This is a genomic window from Bradyrhizobium sp. i1.15.2 (genome assembly GCF_040548425.1).
Taxonomy (GTDB): Bacteria; Pseudomonadota; Alphaproteobacteria; order Rhizobiales; family Xanthobacteraceae; genus Bradyrhizobium; species Bradyrhizobium canariense.
The window spans coordinates 63,745-86,105 of sequence record NZ_JBEPRQ010000026.1 but is presented as its reverse complement, the minus strand read 5'-3'; the positions used below and the strand labels follow the sequence as shown (position 1 = coordinate 86,105).

The 22,361-nt window shown below is 65.5% G+C and carries 20 protein-coding genes and 1 other RNA gene; 4 read left to right on the top strand and 17 right to left on the bottom strand.

Annotated features, from left to right (window positions below):
• Positions 1-107: 107 nt before the first annotated feature.
• The 11 genes from murC to rsmH form a co-directional block, all read right to left on the bottom strand.
• Positions 108-1,511 carry a UDP-N-acetylmuramate--L-alanine ligase gene (murC, locus tag ABIB80_RS31850; protein ID WP_354128965.1) on the bottom strand — a complete coding sequence of 468 codons (1,404 nt, stop codon included), beginning with the start codon at positions 1,509-1,511 and terminating at the stop codon, positions 108-110.
• Between the two features lie 122 nt (positions 1,512-1,633).
• On the bottom strand, positions 1,634-2,734 hold the full coding sequence (gene murG / locus ABIB80_RS31845; protein ID WP_007600853.1) for an undecaprenyldiphospho-muramoylpentapeptide beta-N-acetylglucosaminyltransferase: 1,101 nt from the start codon (positions 2,732-2,734) through the stop codon (positions 1,634-1,636).
• A gap of 169 nt (positions 2,735-2,903) precedes the next feature.
• On the bottom strand, positions 2,904-4,055 hold the full coding sequence (gene ftsW, locus ABIB80_RS31840) for a putative lipid II flippase FtsW (protein WP_035994241.1): 1,152 nt from the start codon (positions 4,053-4,055) through the stop codon (positions 2,904-2,906).
• Positions 4,056-4,265: 210 nt separating this feature from the next.
• On the bottom strand, positions 4,266-4,478 hold the full coding sequence (locus tag ABIB80_RS31835) for a hypothetical protein (RefSeq protein WP_007600850.1): 213 nt from the start codon (positions 4,476-4,478) through the stop codon (positions 4,266-4,268).
• Between the two features lie 41 nt (positions 4,479-4,519).
• Complete coding sequence (gene murD / locus ABIB80_RS31830) at positions 4,520-5,920, bottom strand: UDP-N-acetylmuramoyl-L-alanine--D-glutamate ligase (protein ID WP_007600848.1); 1,401 nt, start codon at positions 5,918-5,920, stop codon at positions 4,520-4,522.
• 7 nt (positions 5,921-5,927) lie between these two features.
• Positions 5,928-7,031 (bottom strand): phospho-N-acetylmuramoyl-pentapeptide-transferase, encoded by a 1,104-nt coding sequence (gene mraY / locus ABIB80_RS31825; RefSeq protein WP_007600847.1) that lies wholly within the window; start codon positions 7,029-7,031, stop codon positions 5,928-5,930.
• 163 nt (positions 7,032-7,194) lie between these two features.
• Positions 7,195-8,574, bottom strand: a complete 1,380-nt coding sequence (locus ABIB80_RS31820; protein WP_007600846.1) for a UDP-N-acetylmuramoyl-tripeptide--D-alanyl-D-alanine ligase — start codon at positions 8,572-8,574, stop codon at positions 7,195-7,197.
• Positions 8,571-10,028: a UDP-N-acetylmuramoyl-L-alanyl-D-glutamate--2,6-diaminopimelate ligase gene (locus tag ABIB80_RS31815; RefSeq protein WP_007600845.1), complete on the bottom strand. Its 1,458-nt coding sequence runs from the start codon at positions 10,026-10,028 to the stop codon at positions 8,571-8,573. The genes ABIB80_RS31820 and ABIB80_RS31815 overlap by 4 nt, the downstream gene beginning before the upstream one ends.
• An 84-nt stretch (positions 10,029-10,112) precedes the next feature.
• Positions 10,113-11,867: a peptidoglycan D,D-transpeptidase FtsI family protein gene (locus tag ABIB80_RS31810; protein WP_007600844.1), complete on the bottom strand. Its 1,755-nt coding sequence runs from the start codon at positions 11,865-11,867 to the stop codon at positions 10,113-10,115.
• Positions 11,864-12,256 (bottom strand): cell division protein FtsL, encoded by a 393-nt coding sequence (gene ftsL / locus ABIB80_RS31805; RefSeq protein WP_007600843.1) that lies wholly within the window; start codon positions 12,254-12,256, stop codon positions 11,864-11,866. Before ftsL ends, ABIB80_RS31810 begins: the two co-directional genes overlap by 4 nt.
• A 3-nt stretch (positions 12,257-12,259) precedes the next feature.
• Complete coding sequence (rsmH, locus tag ABIB80_RS31800; RefSeq protein ID WP_007600841.1) at positions 12,260-13,249, bottom strand: 16S rRNA (cytosine(1402)-N(4))-methyltransferase RsmH; 990 nt, start codon at positions 13,247-13,249, stop codon at positions 12,260-12,262.
• Positions 13,250-13,772: 523 nt separating this feature from the next.
• Between rsmH and ABIB80_RS31795 the strand changes: the two genes are divergently transcribed.
• Entirely contained in the window at positions 13,773-14,555 is a 783-nt protein-coding gene (locus ABIB80_RS31795) for an N-acetylmuramoyl-L-alanine amidase (RefSeq protein ID WP_007600840.1), read from the top strand.
• Positions 14,556-14,674: 119 nt separating this feature from the next.
• On the opposite strand, the gene ABIB80_RS31790 is transcribed toward ABIB80_RS31795, so the two are convergent.
• A complete protein-coding gene (locus ABIB80_RS31790) occupies positions 14,675-15,907 on the bottom strand; it encodes an RNA polymerase sigma factor (protein ID WP_354128964.1) in 1,233 nt (410 codons plus the stop codon).
• A 22-nt stretch (positions 15,908-15,929) separates the two neighbouring features.
• Positions 15,930-16,283 (bottom strand): YciI family protein, encoded by a 354-nt coding sequence (locus tag ABIB80_RS31785; protein ID WP_007600836.1) that lies wholly within the window; start codon positions 16,281-16,283, stop codon positions 15,930-15,932.
• 149 nt (positions 16,284-16,432) lie between these two features.
• On the opposite strand from ABIB80_RS31785, the gene rnpB reads away from it, so the two are divergent.
• An RNA gene (gene rnpB, locus ABIB80_RS31780) (RNase P RNA component class A) lies at positions 16,433-16,863 on the top strand.
• 56 nt (positions 16,864-16,919) lie between these two features.
• On the opposite strand, the gene ABIB80_RS31775 is transcribed toward rnpB, so the two are convergent.
• Positions 16,920-17,633 carry an alpha/beta fold hydrolase gene (locus tag ABIB80_RS31775; RefSeq protein WP_007600834.1) on the bottom strand — a complete coding sequence of 238 codons (714 nt, stop codon included), beginning with the start codon at positions 17,631-17,633 and terminating at the stop codon, positions 16,920-16,922.
• Between the two features lie 72 nt (positions 17,634-17,705).
• Positions 17,706-18,170: a DUF983 domain-containing protein gene (locus ABIB80_RS31770; protein ID WP_083869967.1), complete on the bottom strand. Its 465-nt coding sequence runs from the start codon at positions 18,168-18,170 to the stop codon at positions 17,706-17,708.
• A 49-nt stretch (positions 18,171-18,219) separates the two neighbouring features.
• Between ABIB80_RS31770 and ABIB80_RS31765 the strand changes: the two genes are divergently transcribed.
• A complete protein-coding gene (locus tag ABIB80_RS31765; protein ID WP_007600832.1) occupies positions 18,220-19,590 on the top strand; it encodes an aminotransferase-like domain-containing protein in 1,371 nt (456 codons plus the stop codon).
• Between the two features lie 6 nt (positions 19,591-19,596).
• Here the strand turns inward: ABIB80_RS31765 and ABIB80_RS31760 are convergent, their stop codons facing one another.
• Positions 19,597-19,857, bottom strand: coding sequence for a hypothetical protein (locus tag ABIB80_RS31760; protein ID WP_007600831.1), 261 nt, complete (start codon positions 19,855-19,857; stop codon positions 19,597-19,599).
• A 231-nt stretch (positions 19,858-20,088) separates the two neighbouring features.
• Here ABIB80_RS31760 and ABIB80_RS31755 point away from each other — a divergent pair, with 231 nt between their 5' ends.
• Positions 20,089-20,832: a sulfite exporter TauE/SafE family protein gene (locus ABIB80_RS31755; protein ID WP_007600830.1), complete on the top strand. Its 744-nt coding sequence runs from the start codon at positions 20,089-20,091 to the stop codon at positions 20,830-20,832.
• 71 nt (positions 20,833-20,903) lie between these two features.
• On the opposite strand, the gene ABIB80_RS31750 is transcribed toward ABIB80_RS31755, so the two are convergent.
• On the bottom strand, positions 20,904-22,310 hold the full coding sequence (locus ABIB80_RS31750; RefSeq protein ID WP_007600829.1) for an MATE family efflux transporter: 1,407 nt from the start codon (positions 22,308-22,310) through the stop codon (positions 20,904-20,906).
• Between the last annotated feature and the right edge of the window lie 51 nt (positions 22,311-22,361).

The window sequence follows — 22,361 nt, the reverse complement described above, 5'->3', positions numbered from 1 at the left end:
CCCCAAGCGAGATCGGAGTTCGCGGCCACCCCTCTCCCCCGCCCTCCCCCACAAGGGGGGAGGGAGCGCAGCTTGCCGTGCGGCTGACTGCGGGCCCCTCAGCATCATCATTCCAGCGCCTTCAACTCGCCGGGCAAGGCATAGGCCCATTGCGTGATGTTGCCGGCGCCAAGGCACACCACGAGATCGCCCGATTTCGCTACGCCCTTGACGATGCCGGCGAGATCGGACGCCGCCGGTAGCGGGATCACCTCGCGGTGGCCGTGGGCGCGCAGGCCCGCGGCGAAATGGTCGCGATCGATGCCCTCGATCGGCGTCTCGCCTGCGGCATAGACCTCGGCGACGATCACCACATCCGCGTCGTTGAAACAGGTGCAGAATTCCTCGAACAGCGACTGCAGGCGGGTATAGCGATGCGGCTGCACGACGGCGACGATCTTGCCGTTGGTGGATTCCCGCGCCGCCTTCAGCACCGCCGCGATCTCGACCGGATGATGGCCGTAATCGTCGATGACGGTGACGCCGTTCCATTCTCCGGTCTTGGTGAAGCGGCGCTTGACGCCGCCGAAGCCGGCGATCGCCTTGCGGATTGCCTCGTCCGACACGCCGAGCTCGCGCGCGACCGCAATCGCGGCCGTCGCGTTGGAGGCGTTGTGGCGTCCCGGCATCGGCAGCATGAGATCGGAGATCTCGTGCACGGCGCCCGTCTTGCGATCGCGGAAGGCAACCTTGAACTTCGATCCGCCGCCCATCGGGGTGAGGTCGACGAAGCGCACATCGGCCTGCGGATTCTCGCCATAGCTGATGATGCGCCGATCCTCGATCTTGCCGACGAGAGTCTGCACCACGGGATGATCGATGCACATCACGGCAAAGCCGTAGAACGGCAGGTTCTCGACGAAATGCCGGAACGCGTCCTGCACCGCCTCGAAGGTCTTGAAGTGATCGAGATGCTCGGGATCGACATTGGTGACGATCGCGACCTCGGTCGGCAGCTTCAGGAACGTGCCGTCGCTCTCGTCGGCTTCGACTACCATCCAGTCGCCCGCACCGAGACGTGCGTTGGAGCCGTAGGCGTTGATGATGCCGCCATTGATCACGGTGGGATCAAGGCCGCCGGCGTCGAGCAACGTCGCGACCATCGTGGTCGTGGTGGTCTTGCCGTGGGTGCCGGCGATGGCAACGCAGCTCTTCAGCCGCATCAGCTCGGCCAGCATCTCGGCGCGGCGCACCACAGGGATGCGCCGCTCGCGCGCCGCCGTCAGTTCCGGATTATCGCGCTTGATCGCGGTAGAGACCACGACGACCTCGGCGCCGTCGACGTTCTCCGCCTTGTGGCCGACCGAGACCCTCGCACCGTTCTTGCGCAGACGATCGAGATTGTAATTGTCGGAAGCGTCCGAGCCCTGCACGGAATAGCCGAGATTGAGCAGCACCTCGGCAATGCCGCTCATGCCGATCCCGCCGATCCCGACGAAGTGGATGGGTCCGATCTCGCGCGGCAGTCTCATGCTCTATTCCCTGACCTCGCCGCCGGAGAAGGCGGCATCTGGCGAAGGTCACGGCAAATCAGCCGCGCGCCTTTCCTACTGGATGCCCCGCTTTAGAAGGCGAAGACAAGGGCTTTTTCGCGTCAGATTCCCGCGATTTTGGCCACCAGATCGGCCAGCCGCTCAGCCGCATCGAGCCGGCCGGCGCCGCGGGCGGCCTGCGCCATGGTGGCAAGGCGCGCGGGCTCGGCGGCGAAGGCGGAGATCTCGGCGGCGAGGCGATCGGAGGAAAACTCGGTCTGCGGAATGCGGATCGCACCGTCGACTTTGGCCAGCACGCCGGCATTGGCGAACTGGTCCTGGTCGATCGCGCCCGGTAGCGGCACCAGGATCGAGGGCCGCCCGATCGCGGCGAGTTCGGCCACGGTGCCCGCGCCTGAGCGCGACACCACCAGATGGTTGGAGGCCAGCCGTGCCGGTAGATCGGTGAAAAACGGCGCAAGCTCGGCCTTGATCTTCAGCCTGTCGTAGACCGCACGCACGCGCGCCATGTCCTCGTCACGCACCTGCTGGGTGAGGACGAGCCGGCCCCACAGTGCGGGCTCGAGGCGCTCGATCGCGCCCGGAACGATGTCGGCCATGATGCGCGCGCCCTGGCTGCCCCCAACGACGAGCAGCCGCAGCGGGCCGTTCACTTCAGGCGCAGCGTATGGCACGCCAGCTGCGGCGAGAATCGCCGGACGCATCGGCGTGCCGACCGTCGTGGTCTTGCCTGATAGCGCCGGATCGCGATCGAGCACGCCAGGCAATGAAGTGGCGATGGCGCGGACGCGGCTCGACAGGAACCGGTTGGCGCGGCCGAGCACCGCATTGGCGTCATGGATGATGCCGGGCACGCCCGCGAATTTTGCCGCGACCAGCGGCGGCAGCGTCGGATAGCCACCGAAGCCGACGACAGCGACCGGCTTCAATCGCTTGATCAAGCTGTAGGCGGACAGCGTGCCGGCCGCGAGCGTCAGGCCGGCATAGGCGAGCTGCAGCGGATTGCGTCCACGCGCAGTCTCGCTCGAGACGACGTCGATCATGTCCTTGGTGAACAGCCCACTGTAGCGCAGCGCGCGCTCGTCGGTGACGAGGCGGACACGGAATCCGCGCCGGATCAGCTCGACGCCGAGCGCCTCGGCCGGAAACAGATGGCCGCCGGTGCCGCCCGCGGCGAGAAGAATCAGGGGGGAGGTGTCCATGGAGAGGAGTTTTACAGGGACTTTCCCGCCATTGCGAGCCGGTGCTCGTGCCCCGGGCGCAGCGCAGCGCGCCGCCCTTCGCGGCGTGGTGCGCTGCTGAACCGGGGCCCATGGCTGCGGCATTCTGGGTCCCGGATCTGCGCTTCGCTTGTCAGGGACACGAGAGCAATCACGCGTAGCTGCGCATCGCCTCGGCGTGGCCGCTTGCCTCGACCTCGGTGCGCGGGCGCAGCCGCGTCAGCGCCAGCATCATGCCGACACCATAGGCCAGCGACACGATCGAGGAGCCGCCATAGGAGATGAAGGGCAGCGTCATGCCTTTGGCGGGGATGAGCTGGAGATTGACCGACATGTTGATCGCGGCCTGCACGCCGAACAGGATCGCAAGCCCCGAGGCCGCGAAGCGCGAGAACATGTCTTCGTTGGCATAGGCGCGCGACAGCGTGCGGATGACGACGAAAGCAAACAGTGCCAGCATTGCGAGGCACAGGATGATGCCGAACTCTTCGGCGGCAACCGCGAACACGAAGTCGGTGTGGCTGTCCGGCAGGCTGCGCTTGGCGATGCCCTCGCCCGGCCCGAGCCCGAACCAGCCGCCGTTGTAGAAGGCTTCCATCGCGGTATCGACCTGGAAGGTGTCGCCCGAGGCCGGATTCATGAAGCGCTTGATGCGGCCGGCGACGTGAGGAACAAAAAGGTAGGCGCTGAACAGTCCGGCGGCGCCGAGGCCGGCGAGCCCGAACACCCAGATCATCCGCATGCCCGCGATGAAGAACAGCGAGCCCCACACCATCAGGATCAGCATGGTCTGGCCGAAATCCGGCTCCATCACCAAAAGCGAAACCAGCATCAAGAGCAGCACCAGCGCCATCGAGGTCGCCGGCATTTCTGGCCGCCGAGTGGATTCCGCGAACAGCCAGGCGGCCATGACGACGAACGACGGTTTTGCGATCTCGGAGGCCTGGATGTTGACGCCGATCAGCGTGATCCAGCGCCGCGAGCCCTTCACCTCGGGACCGATCGCGAGCGTCAGCACGATCAGGATGATGCTGGCCGCAAAGATGATCAGCGCGCTGCGGCGGATCGCGCGCGGCGACAGGAAGGAGACCCCGAGCAGCACGATGCAGGAAGGCACCAGGAACAGCACGTGACGGCTGAAGAAATGGAAGGGATCGAGCCCGATGCGGGTCGCGACCGGCGGGCTCGCCGCCAGCGACAGGATCACGCCGGTCAGCATCAGCGCCAGGATGGCACCCATCAGCGGCTTGTCGACGGTCCACCACCACTCGGAAAAGGGGGTGCGTTCTTCACGGGAGAGCATGGCGGCCGCTTTCGGACAGAGGTCGGTCCATTGGTCGCCGAGGTTGGTTACCGGGTGGTTAAGGGAATCGATGAAGTTTTCGGGAGTCGTGCCCCGGACGCAGCGCAACGCCCTTGCGGTGCGCTGCTGAGCCGGGGCCCAGCAGGCTTCTGGGTCCCGGCTCTGCGGAGCGTCACTTCGTGCCGCACCGCGTCCGGGACACGAAGGTCATCATACCGGCGACTTCCTATCCGAAAGCAAACTGCGAGTCCTCTCCAGCGCTTCGATGAGCTGGTCGAGCTCTTGCGCACCGAAGAAGACCTCAATGTCTCCGTTCTTTCTGAGGGACAGCGCGAGGCCGGCGACCTCGCCAGCAGTGCGTACCACTACGACGGCGTCATCTCCGGAATCGCGATCAGGAAAACAAATTGTGGCAACCTGCATCGTCACCTCATCACCCTCTCAGCGCGTCGGGTTATAAACCGTCACACCACCGGCTTCACGCCAGGCAGCGCCTGCACCAGCTCGCGGAACTTGGTGCCGCGGATCTCGAAATTGCGATACTGGTCGAAGGAGGCGCAGGCGGGTGACAGCAGGACGACCGCGTCAGCGATGCCCGACGCCTCCGCATCGCGTGCGGCTTGCTCGACCGCCACATCGAGGGTCTGGCTGATCTCGTGCGGCACTTGGGTGCCGAGCGTGCCGGCAAACTCCTCCGCGGCCTCGCCGATCAGGTAGGCTTTGCGGATGCGCGGGAAGTAGCCGGTGAGGCCCGTGATGCCGCCGGCCTTCGGCTTACCGCCGGCGATCCAGAAAATGTCGGCGAAGGACGACAGCGCATGCGCTGTGGCGTCCGCATTGGTGCCCTTGGAGTCGTTGACGAACAGCACGTTGCCGCGGCGGCCGACCTGCTCCATGCGATGTGCAAGGCCCGGAAAGCTGCGCAGGCCGTTCTGCAAGACATCGAGGCTGATGCCCATCGCGAGCGCGGCGGCGGCCGCACACGCCGCGTTCTGAGCATTGTGCAGACCGCGCAGAGAACCGATGCCGCCGAGCTTGGCGACTTCGCTGCGGGCACCACCGGAGGTCCGCACGATATTGCCATGCTCGACATGGATGCCGCTGGCCAGCGGATTCCTGACCGAGATGCGCACGATGTTCTTGCCGGTGCGATCGAGCCGGTCGGCGATATCGCGGCAAAAACCGTCGTCGACGCCGACGATCGCGGTGCCGCCGGCCTGCACACCGGCAACGAGGCGTTCCTTCACCGCAGCGTAATGCGCGATGGTGCCGTGGCGATCGATGTGGTCCTCGCTGACATTGAGCAGAATGCCGACGGAGGGATCGAGCGAGGGCGTGAGGTCGATCTGGTAGGACGACATCTCGATGACGTGGACGCGGCCCATGCCCGGCGGCTCCAGCGACAGGATCGCGGTGCCGATATTGCCGCCCATCTGGGTGTCATAGCCGGCCACTTTGGTCAGGTGCGCGATCAAAGCCGTCGTGGTCGATTTACCATTGGTGCCGGTGATGGCGACGAACGGCGCATCCGGCGCGTGGCGGCGCCGCTCGCGGCAGAACAACTCGATGTCGCCGATCACCTCGATAGCGGCCTCGCGCGCCTTCAGCACGCTCCAATGCGGCACCGGGTGGGTCAGGGGAACGCCGGGCGCGAGCACCAGCGCCGCGAAATTCGCCCAGGAGACGTTGCGTAGATCCGCCGTGATGAAGCCCGCTTGCGCGGCCTTGGCGACGTTCTCGGCATTGTCATCGGCGGCGATCACCTCGGCGCCACCCGCTTTCAAGGCGTAACAGGAGGCGAGCCCCGAGCCGCCGAGGCCGAACACCGCGACCGTCTTGCCGGCAAAGGACGTGACCGGGATCATCGAGGGCTCACCGCAGCTTCAGCGTGGACAGGCCGGCGAGCGCCAGCATCACGGAGATGATCCAGAAACGGATCACGATCTGCGGCTCGGTCCAGCCGAGCTGCTCGAAATGGTGATGAATCGGCGCCATCCGGAAGATGCGCTTTCCCGTCATCTTGAACGACACCACCTGCACGATGACGGAGACCGCCTCCAGCACGAACAGGCCACCGATCACCGCGAGCACGATCTCGTGCTTCACCGCCACCGCGATCGCACCCAGCATGCCGCCGAGCGCGAGCGAGCCGGTGTCGCCCATGAAGATCGAGGCCGGCGGCGCGTTGAACCAGAGGAAGCCGAGGCCCGCGCCCAGCAGCGCGCCGCAGAGCACGGCGAGTTCGCCGGTGCCTGCGACATATTTGATCTGGAGATAATCGGCGAACACCGCGTTGCCGGCGAGATAGGCGATCATCGCAAAGCTCGCGGTCGCGATCATCACGGGCACGATGGCGAGGCCGTCGAGACCATCGGTGAGGTTCACCGCGTTGCCGGCGCCGACGATCACGAAGGCGCCGAACACGACGAAGAACCAGCCGAAATGCAGCACGGTGTCCTTGAGGAAAGGAATCGTCAGCGCGGTCGACGCCGGATCGCGGTTCAGCCGCACCAGCGCGTAGCAGGCAACCAGCGCGATTGCCGCCTCGATCAGCAGGCGAAGCTTGCTGCCGAAGCCGGTCGTGGTCTGCTTGGTCACCTTGAGATAATCGTCATAGAAGCCGACGAAGCCGAAACCGAGCGTCACCGCCAGTACGATCCAGACATAAGGGTTGAGCGGATTGGCCCACAGCACCGTGCCGACCGTGAGGCCGGACAGGATCATCAGCCCGCCCATGGTGGGCGTGCCTTTCTTGGCGAGATGCGATTGCGGACCATCGGCCCGGATCGGCTGGCCCTTGCCTTGCCGGATGCGCAGATGGTCGATGATCCAGGGGCCGAACAGGAACACGAACAGCGCGCCGGTGACGACGGCGCCGCCGGTGCGGAAGGTGATGTAGCGGAAGACGTTCAGGAAGGTGCGAACGGCACCGAAGCCCGGAAATGTGTTGGAGAGCTCGATCAGCCAGTAAAACATTCAGACGGTCCTATGGCGCCTTTGCACGCGCCTTGATCTTGGCCTTATCAACCTGCCTCACGCGCATTCGCTGGTCTTCATCATGGGTCGGGCGACCTCTAAAGAAAACGAACGGCTTCGCGCCGGAAAGGGTGGGATTCGGGAACAGCGCCTTCCAAGCAGTTTACGCCCTTGCCTGCAAGGCGGCCACTAGGCCCGGCACAAACTTGTTGACCCAGAACATCTTCTTGCTGCCCTTGACAACCACGACATCGCCTGCCCTCAGCAGATTTGCGACCTCGCCCGGCTTCAGCGTGACGGGGTCGTCGTGCCAGCCGAGACCCTTGCCTGCTGGAAGCACCTCGAACAGGTGACGCATCAGGGGTCCGACGCAATAGACGCCGTCGATGCCGTCGAGATGCTTGGCGAGGCCGGTGTGATAGCCGGGCGCGCCATCGCCCAGCTCCAGCATGTCGCCGAGTACCGCAATGCGGCGGCCGCCGGTCGTGTTGCGCGCTTGAAGGCTTTGCAGCGCGGCAGCCACGCTGGCCGGATTGCCGTTGAAGCTGTCGTCGATCACGGTGATACCGCCGACCGCCTGCTCGACGCCACGGCCGGTCATGATGCCGACCCGGTCGAGCTTGATCGCAAGCGTCGCCGCATCGAGATTCGCCGCACGGATCGATGCGAGCGCGGCGAGCGCATTCTGCACGCGGTGCGGCGCGCCCGGCGTCAGGCTGAACGCGATCTCTTTCTTGCCGAGCGCGGCCACGACCTGCCAGCTGTCGCCATGCGGCGCGTGCGCGACCTCGTGCACCTCGGCTTTGTCGCCGAAGCGTATGACCTTGCCCTTCCAGTCCGGCGCCTTGATCCCGGCGGGCAGCACCAGCACGCCTTCCGCGGGCAGACCGAGTGCAATCGACACCTTCTCGCGACGGATGGCTTCGAGCGAGCCGAGCTTCTCCAGATGCACCGGCTGGACGTTGACGACGAGCGCGACTGTCGGCCGCGTCAGTTCGCTGAGCCGCGCGATTTCGCCGGCCTGGTTCATGCCCATCTCGACGACCCAGAGACTGGCATCGGGCCGCGCATTGCATAGCGTCAGCGGCACGCCCCAGAAATTGTTGAAGCTCGACGGGCTGGCATAGGCATTGGGGTAGGCCGCGAGGAATTCCTTGGTGCTGGTCTTGCCTGCGCTGCCGGTGAGCCCGATCACCGGTCCGTTGAAGCGCGCACGTGCCGCGCGGGCAAGACCCCAGAGGCCGTCGATCAGCGTGTCCTTGACGACGATCTGGGGAACGCGGACGCCCGCGATCTCGTGCGGCACGATCATCGCGACTGCGCCGGAAGTTTCCGCCTTTTCCGCGAACTCCCAGCCGTCACGCGCGCTGGCGAAGGCTGAGATGAAGCCGCCGCTCGGCGTGCCGCTCAGCGCGACGAACAGGCTGCCCGGTTTCACCAGCCGGCTGTCCTGGGTGACGAAGTCGATCGGCGTGTCCGGGAACGATCCGGCGGCGCCCAGCGCGCGCGCCACTTCGGCCACCGTCCATATGGGCGCGCTCATGCAATCCTCGACGCTAATGCGGCGGCGACCGCCTCGTGATCACTGAAGGGCAAAACCTCTCCGCCGACGATCTGCCCGGTCTCGTGGCCCTTGCCGGCGATGAGCAGCGCATCGCCATCTTCCAATTCCTCGATCGCCGTGCGGATCGCAACGGCCCGGTCGCCGATTTCGCGCGCGCCCCTGGCGGCGGCGAGGATTTCGGCGCGGATCGACTCCGGCTTCTCGCTGCGCGGATTGTCGTCGGTGATGATGATGCCGTCGGCGTTGCCGGCCGCGATCTCGCCCATGATCGGACGCTTGCCGGCATCGCGGTCGCCGCCGGCACCGAACACGACGACCAACCTGCGCTTCGCGTAGGGACGCAGCGCCTGCAGCGCCTTCGCCAGCGCATCGGGCTTGTGCGCGTAGTCGACGAAGATCGGCGCGCCGTTGCGCTCGCCGACGCGCTCGAGCCGCCCCTTGGCGCCTTCGAGGTGTTCGAGGCTCGCAAACACATTTGCGGCGTCGCTGCCGGTGCCGATGGCGAGACCGGCCGACACCAGCGCATTCTCGATCTGGAATTCGCCGACCAGCGGCAGCCGGATCGCATATTGCTTGCCGCGATGTTCGAGCGCGAGCACTTGCGAAAACCCTTCGACCTCCGCACCGGCGAGACGAATGCCCTCGCCTGCCCCGTCGCCCTTGCGACCGACCGCCATCACGCGCAAGCCGCGCGAATTCGCAGCGCTGATCGCCTCGGCCGAGCAATCATGATCGGCGGAGATCACGGCCGCGCCTCCCGGCGGAACAAGTTCGCGGAACAGCCTGAGCTTGGCCGCAAGATAATGCGCGACGGTCGGATGGTAATCCATGTGGTCGCGCGAGAGATTGGTAAAGCCGCCCGCCGATACGCGCACGCCGTCGAGGCGATATTGATCGAGCCCGTGCGAGGAGGCCTCGAAGGCGAGATGCGTGACGCCCTCGCGCGCGATCTCGTCCAACTGCCGGTGCAGCGCGATCGGATCGGGCGTCGTCAGCGAGCCGTAGACTGTACGTTTGGGCGAGACTAGGCCGATGGTTCCGATGCTGGCGGAGGCGTGCCCGAGCCGCTCCCAGATCTGCCGGGTGAATGCGGCGACCGAGGTCTTGCCGCTGGTGCCGGTCACCGCCGCAATGGTGGCGGGTTGCGCGGGAAAAAATCTTGCCGCGGCGAGCGCCAGCGCGCGGCGCGGATTGGCGACTGTGATGAACGGCACCTTGCAGCCATCAGGCACATGGTCGCCGACAACCGCCACCGCGCCTGCGGCAATCGCGGCATCGACGAAGCGCGCACCGTCGGTCTTGCTGCCCGCAAGTGCGAAGAAGAGATCACCCCGCTTGACCGCGCGGCTGTCGAGGGCAACGCCGGTCACATCGAGGGCCGCGATGGCGGGCTCGATTGCGGCGTCATTGCCTAGGAGGTCACGCAGCTTCATGGTCTTCCAGTCGACATGCCGGACCGGAACACCGAATCTGCAGGGAAATCCCGACTCAGCAGCGGCAACGGCCCACCCGGTTGATTACTGGGTTGTCCTGGATGCTGCAAGAATAAGGCGGTCCGCAGGCGGCAGGTCGAAGCGCGGCTCGATGCCGAGCAGCGGCGCGATCCGCTCAATCACCTTCCCGCCGGTCGGCACAGCATTAAAGCCGGACGTGATGAAGCCGTAGGTCTCCTTCAGCGGCTGCGGCTCGTCCAGCATGATCAGGATCTGATATTTCGGATCGTCGCAGGGCATGATCGCAGTGAAGGAGTTGAGCACGCGTTTCTTGGCATAGCGGCCGTTGATGACCTTCTCGGAGGTGCCGGTCTTGCCGCCGACATAGTAGCCGTTGACGTTGGCGGTCTTGGCGGTGCCGATCTCGGCATTGAGCCGCATCAGGAACCGCATCTTGTCGCTGGTCTCCGTCTTGACCACGCGCTTGGCCAACGCTGCCGCTTCGGACTCGCTGCGTTTCATGAAGGTCGGCGGAATTAGATAGCCGCCGTTCACGAGTGCGTTAATCCCCATCACCGCCTGGAGCGGCGCCACCGACAGACCCTGGCCGAACGCGATGGTGACCGTGTTCAGCTCACCCCAGCGGCGCGGGATCAGCGGAGCCGCGCTCTCGGGCAGCTCGGTGCGCAGCCGCGTCAGCTGGCCCATCTTGGCGAGAAACGCCTTGTGCGCCTCGACGCCCTGGCCGAGCGCGATCCGCGCCGCACCGATATTGGACGAGAACGTGAACACTTCCTTGGTGTTGATGAAGCGTCCGAGCGAGTGGCTGTCGTGGATGGTGAACTTGCCGTAGTGCAGGTTTCCGCGCGCATCCCACATCGAGTTCAGATTGATCTTGCCGGAATCGAGCGCCATCGCCAACGTAAACGCCTTGAAGGTCGAGCCCATCTCGTAGACGCCGGTGGTCAGGCGGTTGATGCGGTCGGGGTCGTGCGCTTCCTTCGGATTGTTGGGATCGAAATCCGGAAGCGAGACCATCGCCACGATCTCGCCGGTCTTGACGTTGGAGACGATGCCGGAGGCGGCCTTGGCGTGGTATTTCTCCTTGGCCTTCAGGAGCTCGTCACGCAGGGCGTGCTCGACGCGCAGATCGACCGAGAGCTCGATCGGCTTTTGCAGCCGGTCGGTGGCAAAGCCCGCGCGGTGGAGATCGGCGAGCCCCTGATTGTCGAGCCACTTCTCCATGCCGGCGATGCCCTGGTTGTCGATGTTGACGAGACCGATGAGGTGGGCGACCTCGTTGCCGGTCGGATAGACGCGCTTGTTCTCGCGCAGGAAGCCGATGCCGGGAATGCCGAGCTTGTGGATATCCTGCTGCTGCTTCGCCGTAATCTCGCGCTTGAGCCAGACGAAGCCCTTGCGCGTCTTCAGGCGCTCGCGCACCTCGGCCTCATCGAGGTCGGGCACGGTGGCGGTCAGAAGCTCGATCGCCTCGTCCTTGTCGATGATGCGGCGCGGCTCGCCGAACAGGCTCGACGCCTTGACGTCGGTCGCGAGAATTGCGCCGTTGCGATCGACGATATCGGGCCGCGCGGTCGCGACCACCTCCTGCGCCGCGGCGCGGCGTGCGCCGTGGGCGTCGGCGCCGATCGCGAACATCACGAGCCGGCCGCCGATCAGGGCGTAGACCGCGCCGAAGGCGAGCATCGCCAGGCCGACGCGCGCCCGCGCCTTGGCGGCGCGATCGACGTTGCGCCCGTACAGCAGACTGCGGATCAGCCGTTGCCGCCAGGGCTCGGTCGGCTTTCCTACAGGTTTGGCCGGGGTCACAGCACTCATGGCTTGTCCTCGGGCTGAGGCACGGAGCCCGTCACGTTATCGGGATCGCTCGCGGCTTCGATGGTATTGAGCATGGCGCCGATCGGATCCGGCTCGCCCGGCCTGAACATCCGCGGCGGACGCTCGGGCAAGTTCTTCAGTGAATCATATTGCGTGCCGTTGACCGGCTTGAGCTGCAGATGCCGGTCGGACAGGCCCTGCAGGCGCAGCGGCGCATCGAGCTTCGCCCATTCGGAGCGCAGCGCCGCGATCGCATCGCGCTGCTCGCGGATCTCCGCATGCAGCCGCAGCACCTTTTCGGTGCGCGCCGTGGAGTCCATCTTGATCCTATAGACATAGGCCGCCGCGAAGATCAGCGCGCCAATGACGAGCAGGTGGATGAAGCGCATGCGCTAGCCACCTCTCATGACGTCGGAGAGTTTTGGCCAGGACGATTGCTCGCGATCGTCCTGCGCAGGCGCCGAGGTGCGCTCGGCGGCGCGCAGCTTTGCCGACCGCGCCCGCGGGTTATGCGCGACTTCGTCCTCGCCCGCGATCACCGGCCGCCGCGTCAGGAGCTGGAAGCTCGGCACCGCCTGCGACACTTCCGGAAGATGGCGTGAACCGCCACCCGTCTTGCTGCGCTCGGCGAAGAAATTCTTGACGATGCGGTCTTCCAGCGAATGGAACGAGACGACCACGAGTCGACCACCGGGCTTGAGCACACGCTCGGCAGCGATGAGCGCGTTCTGGAGTTCCTCGAGTTCTTCATTGACGAAGATGCGCAGGGCCTGGAACGTCCGCGTCGCCGGGTGAATATCGCCGGGCTTGGAACGAACCACCCTGCCGACGAGATCGGCGAGCGCGCGTGTGGTCGTGAACGGCGTCTCCTGCCGGTCGGCGACGACGGCGCGGGCGATCCGGCGCGACTGCCGCTCTTCGCCGAGGAGATAGATGATGTCGGCGAGATCGCCTTCCGAGGCGCGCGCGACGACATCGGCCGCAGTCGGGCCCGCCTGCCCCATCCGCATGTCGAGCGGACCATCGAGGCGGAACGAGAAGCCGCGGCCGGCCTGGTCGAGCTGCATCGAGGACACCCCGACGTCCATCACGACGCCGTCGATGCCATCGACGCCTTGAGCCGCGCAGATTTCGGCGAGGTTGGAGAAGCGATCTTCAACCAGCGTCAGCCGGCCCGCCGAGCGTTCGACCAGCTCGGCGCCGCCTGCGATCGCAGTACGGTCGCGATCAATGGCAATCACCCGGGTTCCCGGCATGTCGAGGATCGCGCGGCTGTAGCCGCCCGCGCCAAAGGTCGCGTCGATGTAAAGGCCGCCCTCGCGTGGGGCGAGGTGGTCGATGGCCTCACGGCCAAGAACGGGGATGTGCGGAGCCGAGCTCATGCGCCAAGCCTGCCGATCGCCCCGCCGGACTCCCAAGTGAGATCGGGGACGAACAAGCTCATAACGCCTCGAATAATTCCGCGTCGCGGCGGTTCCACGACCCAATCCCCGTCCAGCATGGTTACCGTGCCCGATCGTCCCGGGCCACCAACCCAGTATTCCCTTTGGAATTTGTCGGGCAGCCATGGGATTTCGAGCCAAAATACGCTTTGGCCGCCTCCGGACGCGGGTCGGCTCTTCATCTCTCAGTAACGGCCCTTAGCGTTAAGAAAGCGTTGATCGGCTCGCGACAAGTCGAAAAGCTGACGCGGCGGTGATGCTTCATCCACACACATGCGCCAAAATGCATCCGTTAACCTCGTCGCGCGGTTGCGCACGGTGGAGGGTAAAGGAATAGTAAAGAGAAGGGCTTGGCCCACTCTCTGTCTGTCTCGAGCTGTTTATGTCGTCCGGTTCGTCCACGCCGTCTGGATCTGATTCGAAGCGTCAACGCGTTCTCCCGGTTCCCAAGGCCGCCGCGAACATGCGGACGTTCGAGCCGGATTCCTCGATCGTCTCCGACATCATCCCCTCACCGAACCACGGCGACCGCAACAAGGGCCGGCAGCCCGACATGATCGTGCTGCATTACACCGGCATGCCCGACGTCGAAGGTGCGCTGGCGCGGCTCTGCTCGGCTGGCACCGAGGTGTCGGCACATTATGTCGTGCTGGAGGACGGCCGCATCGTGCAATGCGTGCCGGAGGCCAGGCGTGCCTGGCATGCCGGCGTCTCGTCCTGGTCCGGCGAGGACGACATCAATTCCTGCTCGATCGGGATCGAGATCGTCAATCGCGGCCACGATTGGGGCTATCCGGAGTTTCCGCTGCGCCAGATCGCCGCCGTGATCGCGCTGTGCCGCGGCATCATGCTCCGCCGCAAGGTGCCCGCGCACCGGGTTCTCGGCCATTCCGACGTGGCGCCTGCGCGCAAGAAAGATCCCGGCGAAAAATTTCCGTGGCATTCGCTGGCCAATTCCGGGGTCGGCCACTGGGTCACGCCCGCGCCGGTCGTACGCGGCGAGAGCCTGATGCTCGGCACCATCAGCGACGAGGTGCTGAGCCTGCAGCAGGCGCTCGCCAGATACGGCTACGGCGTTCCCCTCACCGGCAAATACGACGGCGCGACCATGGAAGTCGTCACCGCGTTCCAGCGCCATTTCCGCCCGGCGCGACTGGATGGGGTCGCGGATCACTCGACGCTGTCGACCTTGCAGGCACTGTTGGGAAGCTTGCCGGCGGAGGGAACGACGGTCGCGTCGAAGTGACGGCGACTGCCACGCACCCCGTCATTGCGAGCGAAGCGAAGCAATCCAGACTGCCTCCGCGGAAGCAGTCTGGATTGCTTCGTCGCAAGCGCTCCTCGCAATGACGGAGTATGTGGCGACTACTCCATCTCCCGCATCCTTCGCGCATAAAGTCGTCGCAGCGGCTCGAGCTGCGTCGCTTCCGTCGCCGCGCGATAGGCCTCGCGCGCCTCCTCATTGCGGCCGAGCCGCCGCAATAGATCCGCCCGCACCGCTGGCAGCAGCTCGTAGCCATGAAGCCCGCCGCGTGCGGCGGTCGCATCCACGAGATCGAGTGCGCGCGCGGGCCCATCGACCATCGACACCGCCGCCGCGTGGTTAAGCTCGATCACCGGAGATGGGTTGATCCGCAGCAGGACCTCGTAGAGCCCGGCAATCTGCGGCCAGTCTGTCTGCTCATAGCTCGGCGCACGCGCATGCAGCGCGGCGATCGCGGCTTGTACTGCGTAGGGCTGCGGCCGGCCGGGCACGCGCAGCGCGTCGTCGACCAGGCGCAGACCCTCCTCGATCTGTGCATGGTCCCACCGCGAACGATCCTGCTCTTCCAGCAGCACGATGTCGCCGGCGGGGGTCTGGCGCCCTGCGCGGCGCGCATCGTGCAGCAGCATTAGCGCCAGCAGGCCCTTGATCCCGGCGCGATCGGGTAACAGCCGGTCGAGCAAGCGGCCAAGCCGGATCGCCTCGGCCGCAAGATCGGGCCGCATCAAATCCGCACCCGACGTCGCCACATAGCCTTCGGTGAAGACCAGATAGATCACGGCAAGCACACCGTCGAGCCGCGGCACCAGCGTGTCGCGCTCGGGGACCTCATAGGGAATGCCGGCGAGCCTGATCTTCTGCTTGGCGCGGACCAGACGCTGCCCCATCGCCTCCTCGCTGACGAGAAAGGCGCGCGCGACCTGCGCCGTGGAGAGCCCGCAGAGGGTGCGCAGCGTCAGCGCGACCTGGACTTCGGGCGCAAATGCAGGATGGCAGCAGGTGAAGATCAGCCGCAGCATATCGTCGTCGAGCGTCGCCGGCGGCTCGGCGGGCGCTTGCGCGTTCAGCTCGAGCTCGTGCACGAGCGCCTGCTCCTTGCCGCGGAAGACGGCCTGGCGCCTGATACGGTCGATCGCCTTGTGCCTGGCGACATTGACCAGCCAGGCACGCGCATTGTCGGGGACCTCGCACGCCGGCCAGCGCTCCAGTGCCACCGCAAAGGCGTCCTGGAGCGCGTCCTCGGCAAGATCGAAATCGCCGACGAGGCGGATCAGCGTGGCCAGCGCCCGCCCCGCCTCGTCGCGGAAAATCTTGTCGATCTCGGACAGTGTCATGCGCCGATGCGCGGCTGCGCCGTCACTTGTCGTAGACCCAGATCGGCCGCACCTCGATCGAACCGATACGCGCCGACGGAATCCGCGATGCAATCTCGATCGCGGTATCGAGATCCTTGGCCTCCACGAGGTAATAGCCGCCGAGCTGCTCGCGCGTTTCGGCAAACGGGCCGTCGGTCGTCAGAGTCTTGCCGTCGCGCACGCGGACCGTCGTCGCAGTCGTGGTCGGCTGCAAACGGTCGCCCGCCTTGAAATTGCCGCTCTGAATGATGCCTTGCGTGAAGGTCTGATATTCCGCCGTCATCTGCTGGCCGGCCGCCGGACGCATATTCGCGTACTCGGCTTCGTTCTGGTAGATCATCAGCAAATATTGCATCGCTTAACTCCTGTTGTTCGGCGGGATCGCCGACATCCAGTCGAACGGGACACACACCAAACGACATCTTCAGGATAAATTATTTGCAGGCCGCATGCGCGGCGATATCAGCTTGACGGAACCGTCATAAATGCCCCATGCCTGCCCCGTCAGTCGGCCGGACGGCCGCTCCGGCAGGTGCCGAAAGGCCGCCGGGGAGGAAAGTCCGGGCTCCCTTGACATACGGTGCCGGATAACGTCCGGCGGGGGCGACCCCAGGGAAAGTGCCACAGAGAACGAACCGCCCGCCTTCGCAGCGCAAGCTGCGTAGGCAGGTAAGGGTGAAAAGGTGCGGTAAGAGCGCACCGCGGCTGCGGCAACGGAGCCGGCATGGTAAACCCCACCGGGAGCAAAACCGAATAGGGACGGCGTAGCGGGCTGTTCGCGAAAGCGATAACGCCGCGGGGCGATGTCAGGCCCGCCGTCCGGGTAGGTTGCTCGAGGCCATGTGCAAACATGGTCCCAGAGGAATGGCCGTCACGTATCGTTCGCGCAAGCGGACGGTGCCTTACAGAACCCGGCTTACAGGCCGGCTGATATCTTGCAACGAGGGGTTCGATGCTGACCGCATCGAGCCCCTCACCATTTGGGCGCTCACTATCCGACGATCTCTTGCAATACGCCCATCAGCGCGTCCGGCGCTGTCACGTTCGGCGCGTGGCTGGCGTCGAGCTCGACAAAACGCCAGCCGTCCTCGCTCCTCGTGCGCCTCGCGAATTGCCCGAACACGTCGCCCGGCGGAATGCGCGTGCAATAGATGTAGCTGCGCGGCATCGCCGGCTCGCTACCTTCGAGCTTCAGCTTTGTCTCGAAACATTTGATCGGCATGTTGATCCGGCGGGCGTTGAGCCAGTCGAGATCGGCCTGCGGCGTGTCCGGCGGCGGCGGGTTCGGCGGGATGCGGTAGCCGTCGCCTGAGCTTGCCGCCTTGCGCATCGGCTCGCGCCCGCCCTCATGGAGATCGAACAGCGACTGGCCGTCACGCGGCACGAAGGCGTCGAGGTAGATCAATTGCGTCACCCGCTCGCGCGCGCGATCGGCGACGCCGGTGGCGACCATGCCGCCATAGCTGTGGCCGAGCAGCACGATGTCGCTGAGATCCTCGAACCTGATGACGTTGAGAATGTCCTGGATATGCGTGTCGAGATCGATCGCGGCACTGGCCAGATGCGCGCGCTCGCCGAGCCCGGTATAGGTCGGCGCAATCAGGCGGTGGCCGGCCTGCGCCATCAGCGGATGCATCTTCTTCCAGGCCCACCCGCCAGACCACGCGCCGTGACAGAGCAGGAAGGTTTTTGAGCGTGCGGCCATCGCCGTTTCCATCGTTCTTGTTTGTACGATGGAGTGTAGCGGGCGAGCGCGCGATGTAAACGCTATGGCTTCTTAAGCCGCGCGAGTGGTCACCTTCACGAGGGCGGGTGCAGGCCGACCAGCTTCGCGCCGCAGCTTGCCCGTCTCAAAACCGTGCATGCCGATCTGCCATTGCAGCCCGACGATGGCACCCTTGGTCGGCTGCAACAGCGCGAGCGAAGCGAACAAGGTCACCGGCAGCCACACCGCCAGTTGCAGCCAAACTGCTGGGGCATAGGCGGTCTCCACCGCGAGGATTGCCGGGACCACGAGATGGCCGACGACGACCATCACGAGATAAGCCGGAAAATCGTCGGCGCGCTGGTGGAACAGCTCCTCGCCGCAATGGTCACAGGTATCCGCCACCTTCAGGAAACGGCCGAACGCATGGCCTTCGCCGCAGTTCGGGCACTTGCCGCGAAATCCGCGCCACATCGCTTTTGCCAGAGAGACTGAACCGGTCGCCATGACCCCACCTCTTCCTTTTCTACGATCCATACAATAATATCTTGTATCCATACATTCAAAGGATATAGGCCTTAATTGCATGGATTGGACCCCTACAATCTCGGAGCTGAGCGGGCCGCGCTATCAGCGCATCGTCGAGGCCATGGAGGCCGACATCGCCGCCGGCCGGCTGGTGCGCGGCCAACAATTGCCGACGCAGCGGGCGCTGGCAAAGGCGCTCGGCGTCGACCTCACCACGGTGACGCGCGCCTACACCGAGGCGCGGCGCCGCGGCATCATGGAGGCCCGGGTCGGCCAGGGCTCGTTCGTGTCGGAGACCAGCGCGCGCCGCGCGGTCGACCTGCCGCATCCCGTCGCGATTGACCTCTCGATGAACGTGCCGCCGCAGCCTCTCGAAGCGCAGCTCGACGAGCGCATCATCGCCGGGATGGACGCCATCCGCGCGCAATCGGGTCTGACGGCGCATCTCAACTACCAGCCGCCCGGCGGCAGCGCACATGAGCGCGAGGTCGCGGCGCGGTGGATGCGGGCACGCGTGCCGCATGCGCATGCCGACAGGCTCGTGATCTTTCCCGGCGCGCAGACGATTCTGTTCAACCTGCTCGCCCATCTCGCCCGGCCCGGCGACGTGGTGCTGACGGAGGCCCTCACCTTCCCCGGCATCAAGGCCGCCGCGGCGCGGCTCGGAGTCAAGCTCGTCGGCGTCGCCATGGATGACGGCGGCATCCTGCCCGACGCGCTGGCGGAAGCTTGCCGCACGCATAGACCGAAAGCGGTCTATCTCATTCCGACGCTGCACAATCCGACCACCGCGACGCTTCTTCCCGAGCGCCGCGGCGCCATCGCAAAAATCATCAACGATGCCGATACGATTCTGATCGAGGATGACGCCTACGGGCTGCTCGATCGCTCGGCATCGCCGATCGCCAATCTCATTCCGGAACGGACATATCTCGCGACCACGCTGTCGAAATGCATCGCGCCCGCGCTACGGGTCGCCTATCTGGTGACGCCCGACAGCAGCTCGCAGCGGGAGATGCGCAACTCTTTGCAGGCGACGGTGCAGATGCCGGCACCGCTGATGGTCGCGCTGGTGACGCATTGGATCGAGACCGGGATCGCCGACCGCATCATCACCGCCATCAGGAGCGAGGCGGTCGGCCGCCAGCAGCTCGCGCAACGGGCGCTCAAAGGATTCGAGTTCCAGGCCAAACCCGCCGCTCACCATCTGTGGCTACGGCTGCCTGAGGGCCGCGCCGACGTCGCGGCGCATCTCCTGCGGAATGGACTAGCCGTCGTCGCCGGCGAGGCCTTCACCGTCGACGGAACGCCGCCACACGCGGCACGCGTCTCGCTTGGCGCGGCGCGCAACAGGGCGGAATTGACGGAAGCGCTACGCATCCTCGTGAGCGCGCTGCACAGCCCCGCCGACACCAGACAGATCGTCTAGCAATACTTATCGATGCTGACGGCGATGCCGCGAGCGAACGACTGGTGCGACGGGGGACGGATAGGCCGCATAGGCTTCGCTCGGCGCGACGGACTCGCCGCGGGCCCCGCGCGCGGCGGGTGTGAGCTGGCCGCCATTCAGAACGTCGCGGTCGGGATGGGCAGCCTGATAGGCCGCGGGCTCGGAAAACTGCGCCTGCGCCATCGTCGGCATCAAGGCCGCCGCCGACACCAGCGCGGCCGCGACGGCAATCTTCGTGCGGATCATCGTCCTTCTCCATATGCTCAGCCGGGATGCTGGCCGATCGGACCGCATGATGGCGTCGAGCGGGCCCCCAGGTGGAAGTACGAGCATCATCTAGACCTGTCTTTCGCGAACGCCCGCCGCTGGGGATCACGCTTGCGTGCGGTTTTGAAATTGACCTGCACGGCCGCAGCTGTGCTATGCGAGCGATGGGGATCAACAATTCGGGATCGCCCAGGCGACAGGGACAATCTGTTGGAAATACTCACCTACGCGCTGCTGCTGCTCGGCGCACTGGCCGGGGGCTTCGTCTCGGGCCTCGCCGGATTCGGCACCGCGCTGATGGCACTCGGCATCTGGCTCTACGTGCTGCCGCCCTCGCTCGCGGTGCCCCTGGTGCTGATCTGCTCGGTGATCGCGCAGAGCTCGACGCTGCCGTCGATGTGGAAGAGTTTTGATCTCTCGCTGGTCTGGCCGTTCCTGATTGGAGGACTGATCGGCGTGCCGCTGGGCACCATGCTGGTCGCCTCCGCCGATCCAAAAGTGTTCAAGCTGAGCGTCGGCGTGCTGCTGCTGATCTTCTCGACCGCGCTGTACCTCAACAAGAAGCCGCTCGCCATCACCTTCGGCGGTCGCATCGCCGACGGCGCGATCGGGTTTGCCGGCGGCATTCTTGGCGGTCTCGCCGGATTATCGGGGCCGCTTCCGATCCTGTGGGCCAACATCCGCGGCTGGAACAAGCACGAGCGGCGCGGCATCTTCCAGCTCTTCAATTTCACCGTGCTCGCCACCGCTTTGGTGTTGCAGACGGCCTCGGGCCTCGTCGCGTTCAAGGTGGTCTGGCTCGCGGTGGTCGCCTTTCCGGGCACGCTGATCGGCGCATGGGCCGGCGCGCGCGTCTATCACGCGCTGAGCGACAAGCATTTCGGCGATGTCGTGCTCGGTCTGTTGTTCCTGTCGGGCCTCGGCCTCGTCTGGAACAGTCTTGGCACGCACTAACTCCGTATTTTCTTCACGGTGAGCGCCACGCCGCCGGCAACCCCGACGCCAAGCACGCAGATAAGCGATCGCTACGCGGGCGCGCGTACAGGAGTCGCCACAGGCTCGGGTGCAGCCTGCTCGGGGGGCTCCTCGTGCCGGAGCACCACAAGGCGCTTTCCGAACTCGCGGCGCAACAGCCACACGCTCAGGGCAGCCTGCAGCGTGGTCGTCGCGATCGACAGGTACCAGACATGCTCCATCCGGAAGCCCGGCCACGTCGAGAGCCAGATCGACGGCAGGGAATAGGTGAGGACCCGCGTTGCCGAGGTCAACAACACCGGCTTGGTATTGCCGAGCCCCTGAAACATGCTGGAGCAGGTGAAGATCAGCCCCTGCGCCACCATGTTGAGCGAGACGATGCGCAGAAAAAGCGACGCAACCGCCATCGTCTCCTGATCCTTCGAGAAGCCGGTAAGCAACAGACCAGGCACGAGCTGCGCCGGGATCAAGAAAACAATCATCACGGCGGTCGCGACAAGCGCCGCCTTGACAAAGGTCTCCCTCACGCGCGCTCCATTGCCGGCACCGAAATTCTGCCCGGCGATCGGCCCCGCCGCAAGAGCGATGGCGAGCGCCGGCATCTGCATCAGGCCGAGGAGACGCGTCCCGATGCCAAATCCGGCCTGTGCCGCCGAGCCGAAAACGCTCAGCACGTAATAGCCCACGGCCATGATGATGAAGACCATCGCGAACTCGCCGCCTGCAGGCAGGCCGACATTGAGGATCCTCTTCCACTGTCGAAGCTGCGGCCGCCATTGCGCGGGATTAAAGGCGACATAGCGTTCCAGTTTCAGGAAATACACCAGCAGCATGAGCACACCGATGAAGACGGCAATCGAGCTTGCGAGGCCCGCTCCGGCAACACCGAGCGCGTGCCCGGTGCCCCAACCCGAGATCAGGACCGGCGCCAGCGCGATGTTGATGGCCACTGCAAGCGCTTGAACCAGCATGCTCGGCCGCACGATTCCCGTGGCCCGCAACGCAGACGCCATGACCTGCGACGCAAACTGCAGCGCCAAAGCCGGCATGAACCAGAGCAGATAAATCGCGCCGGCTTCGACCGTGGCCTCATCGGCCGCGACCGCGCGCATATATGGACGCGACAATGCGAAGCCCGCGCCCAAGGTCAGGAGCCCGAACAGCACCGACAGGAGGACCGACTGGTTGAAGACGAGGTTGGCGTCGCCGCGATCCTTGCGCCCCACCGCGTGCGCCATCAGCGCCACGGTGCCGACGCCAAGCACCTGCATCAGCGCATTGACGAGAAAGCCGGCATTGCCGGCCGCGGCGACACCCGCGATTGCCGCATCGCCCAGTCCCGACACGAAATACAGGTCGACGAGCTGGCAGATCATGATCGTGATCATGCCGACCACGATCGGTGGCGCCATGCTCAGGATGTGGCCCACGATGGAGCCGCGTGTCAGGTCTTTCATGTCATTCATCCTCTGGCGGCGCGACGGCGGGACTTTCGTCCCGCCAGCCGC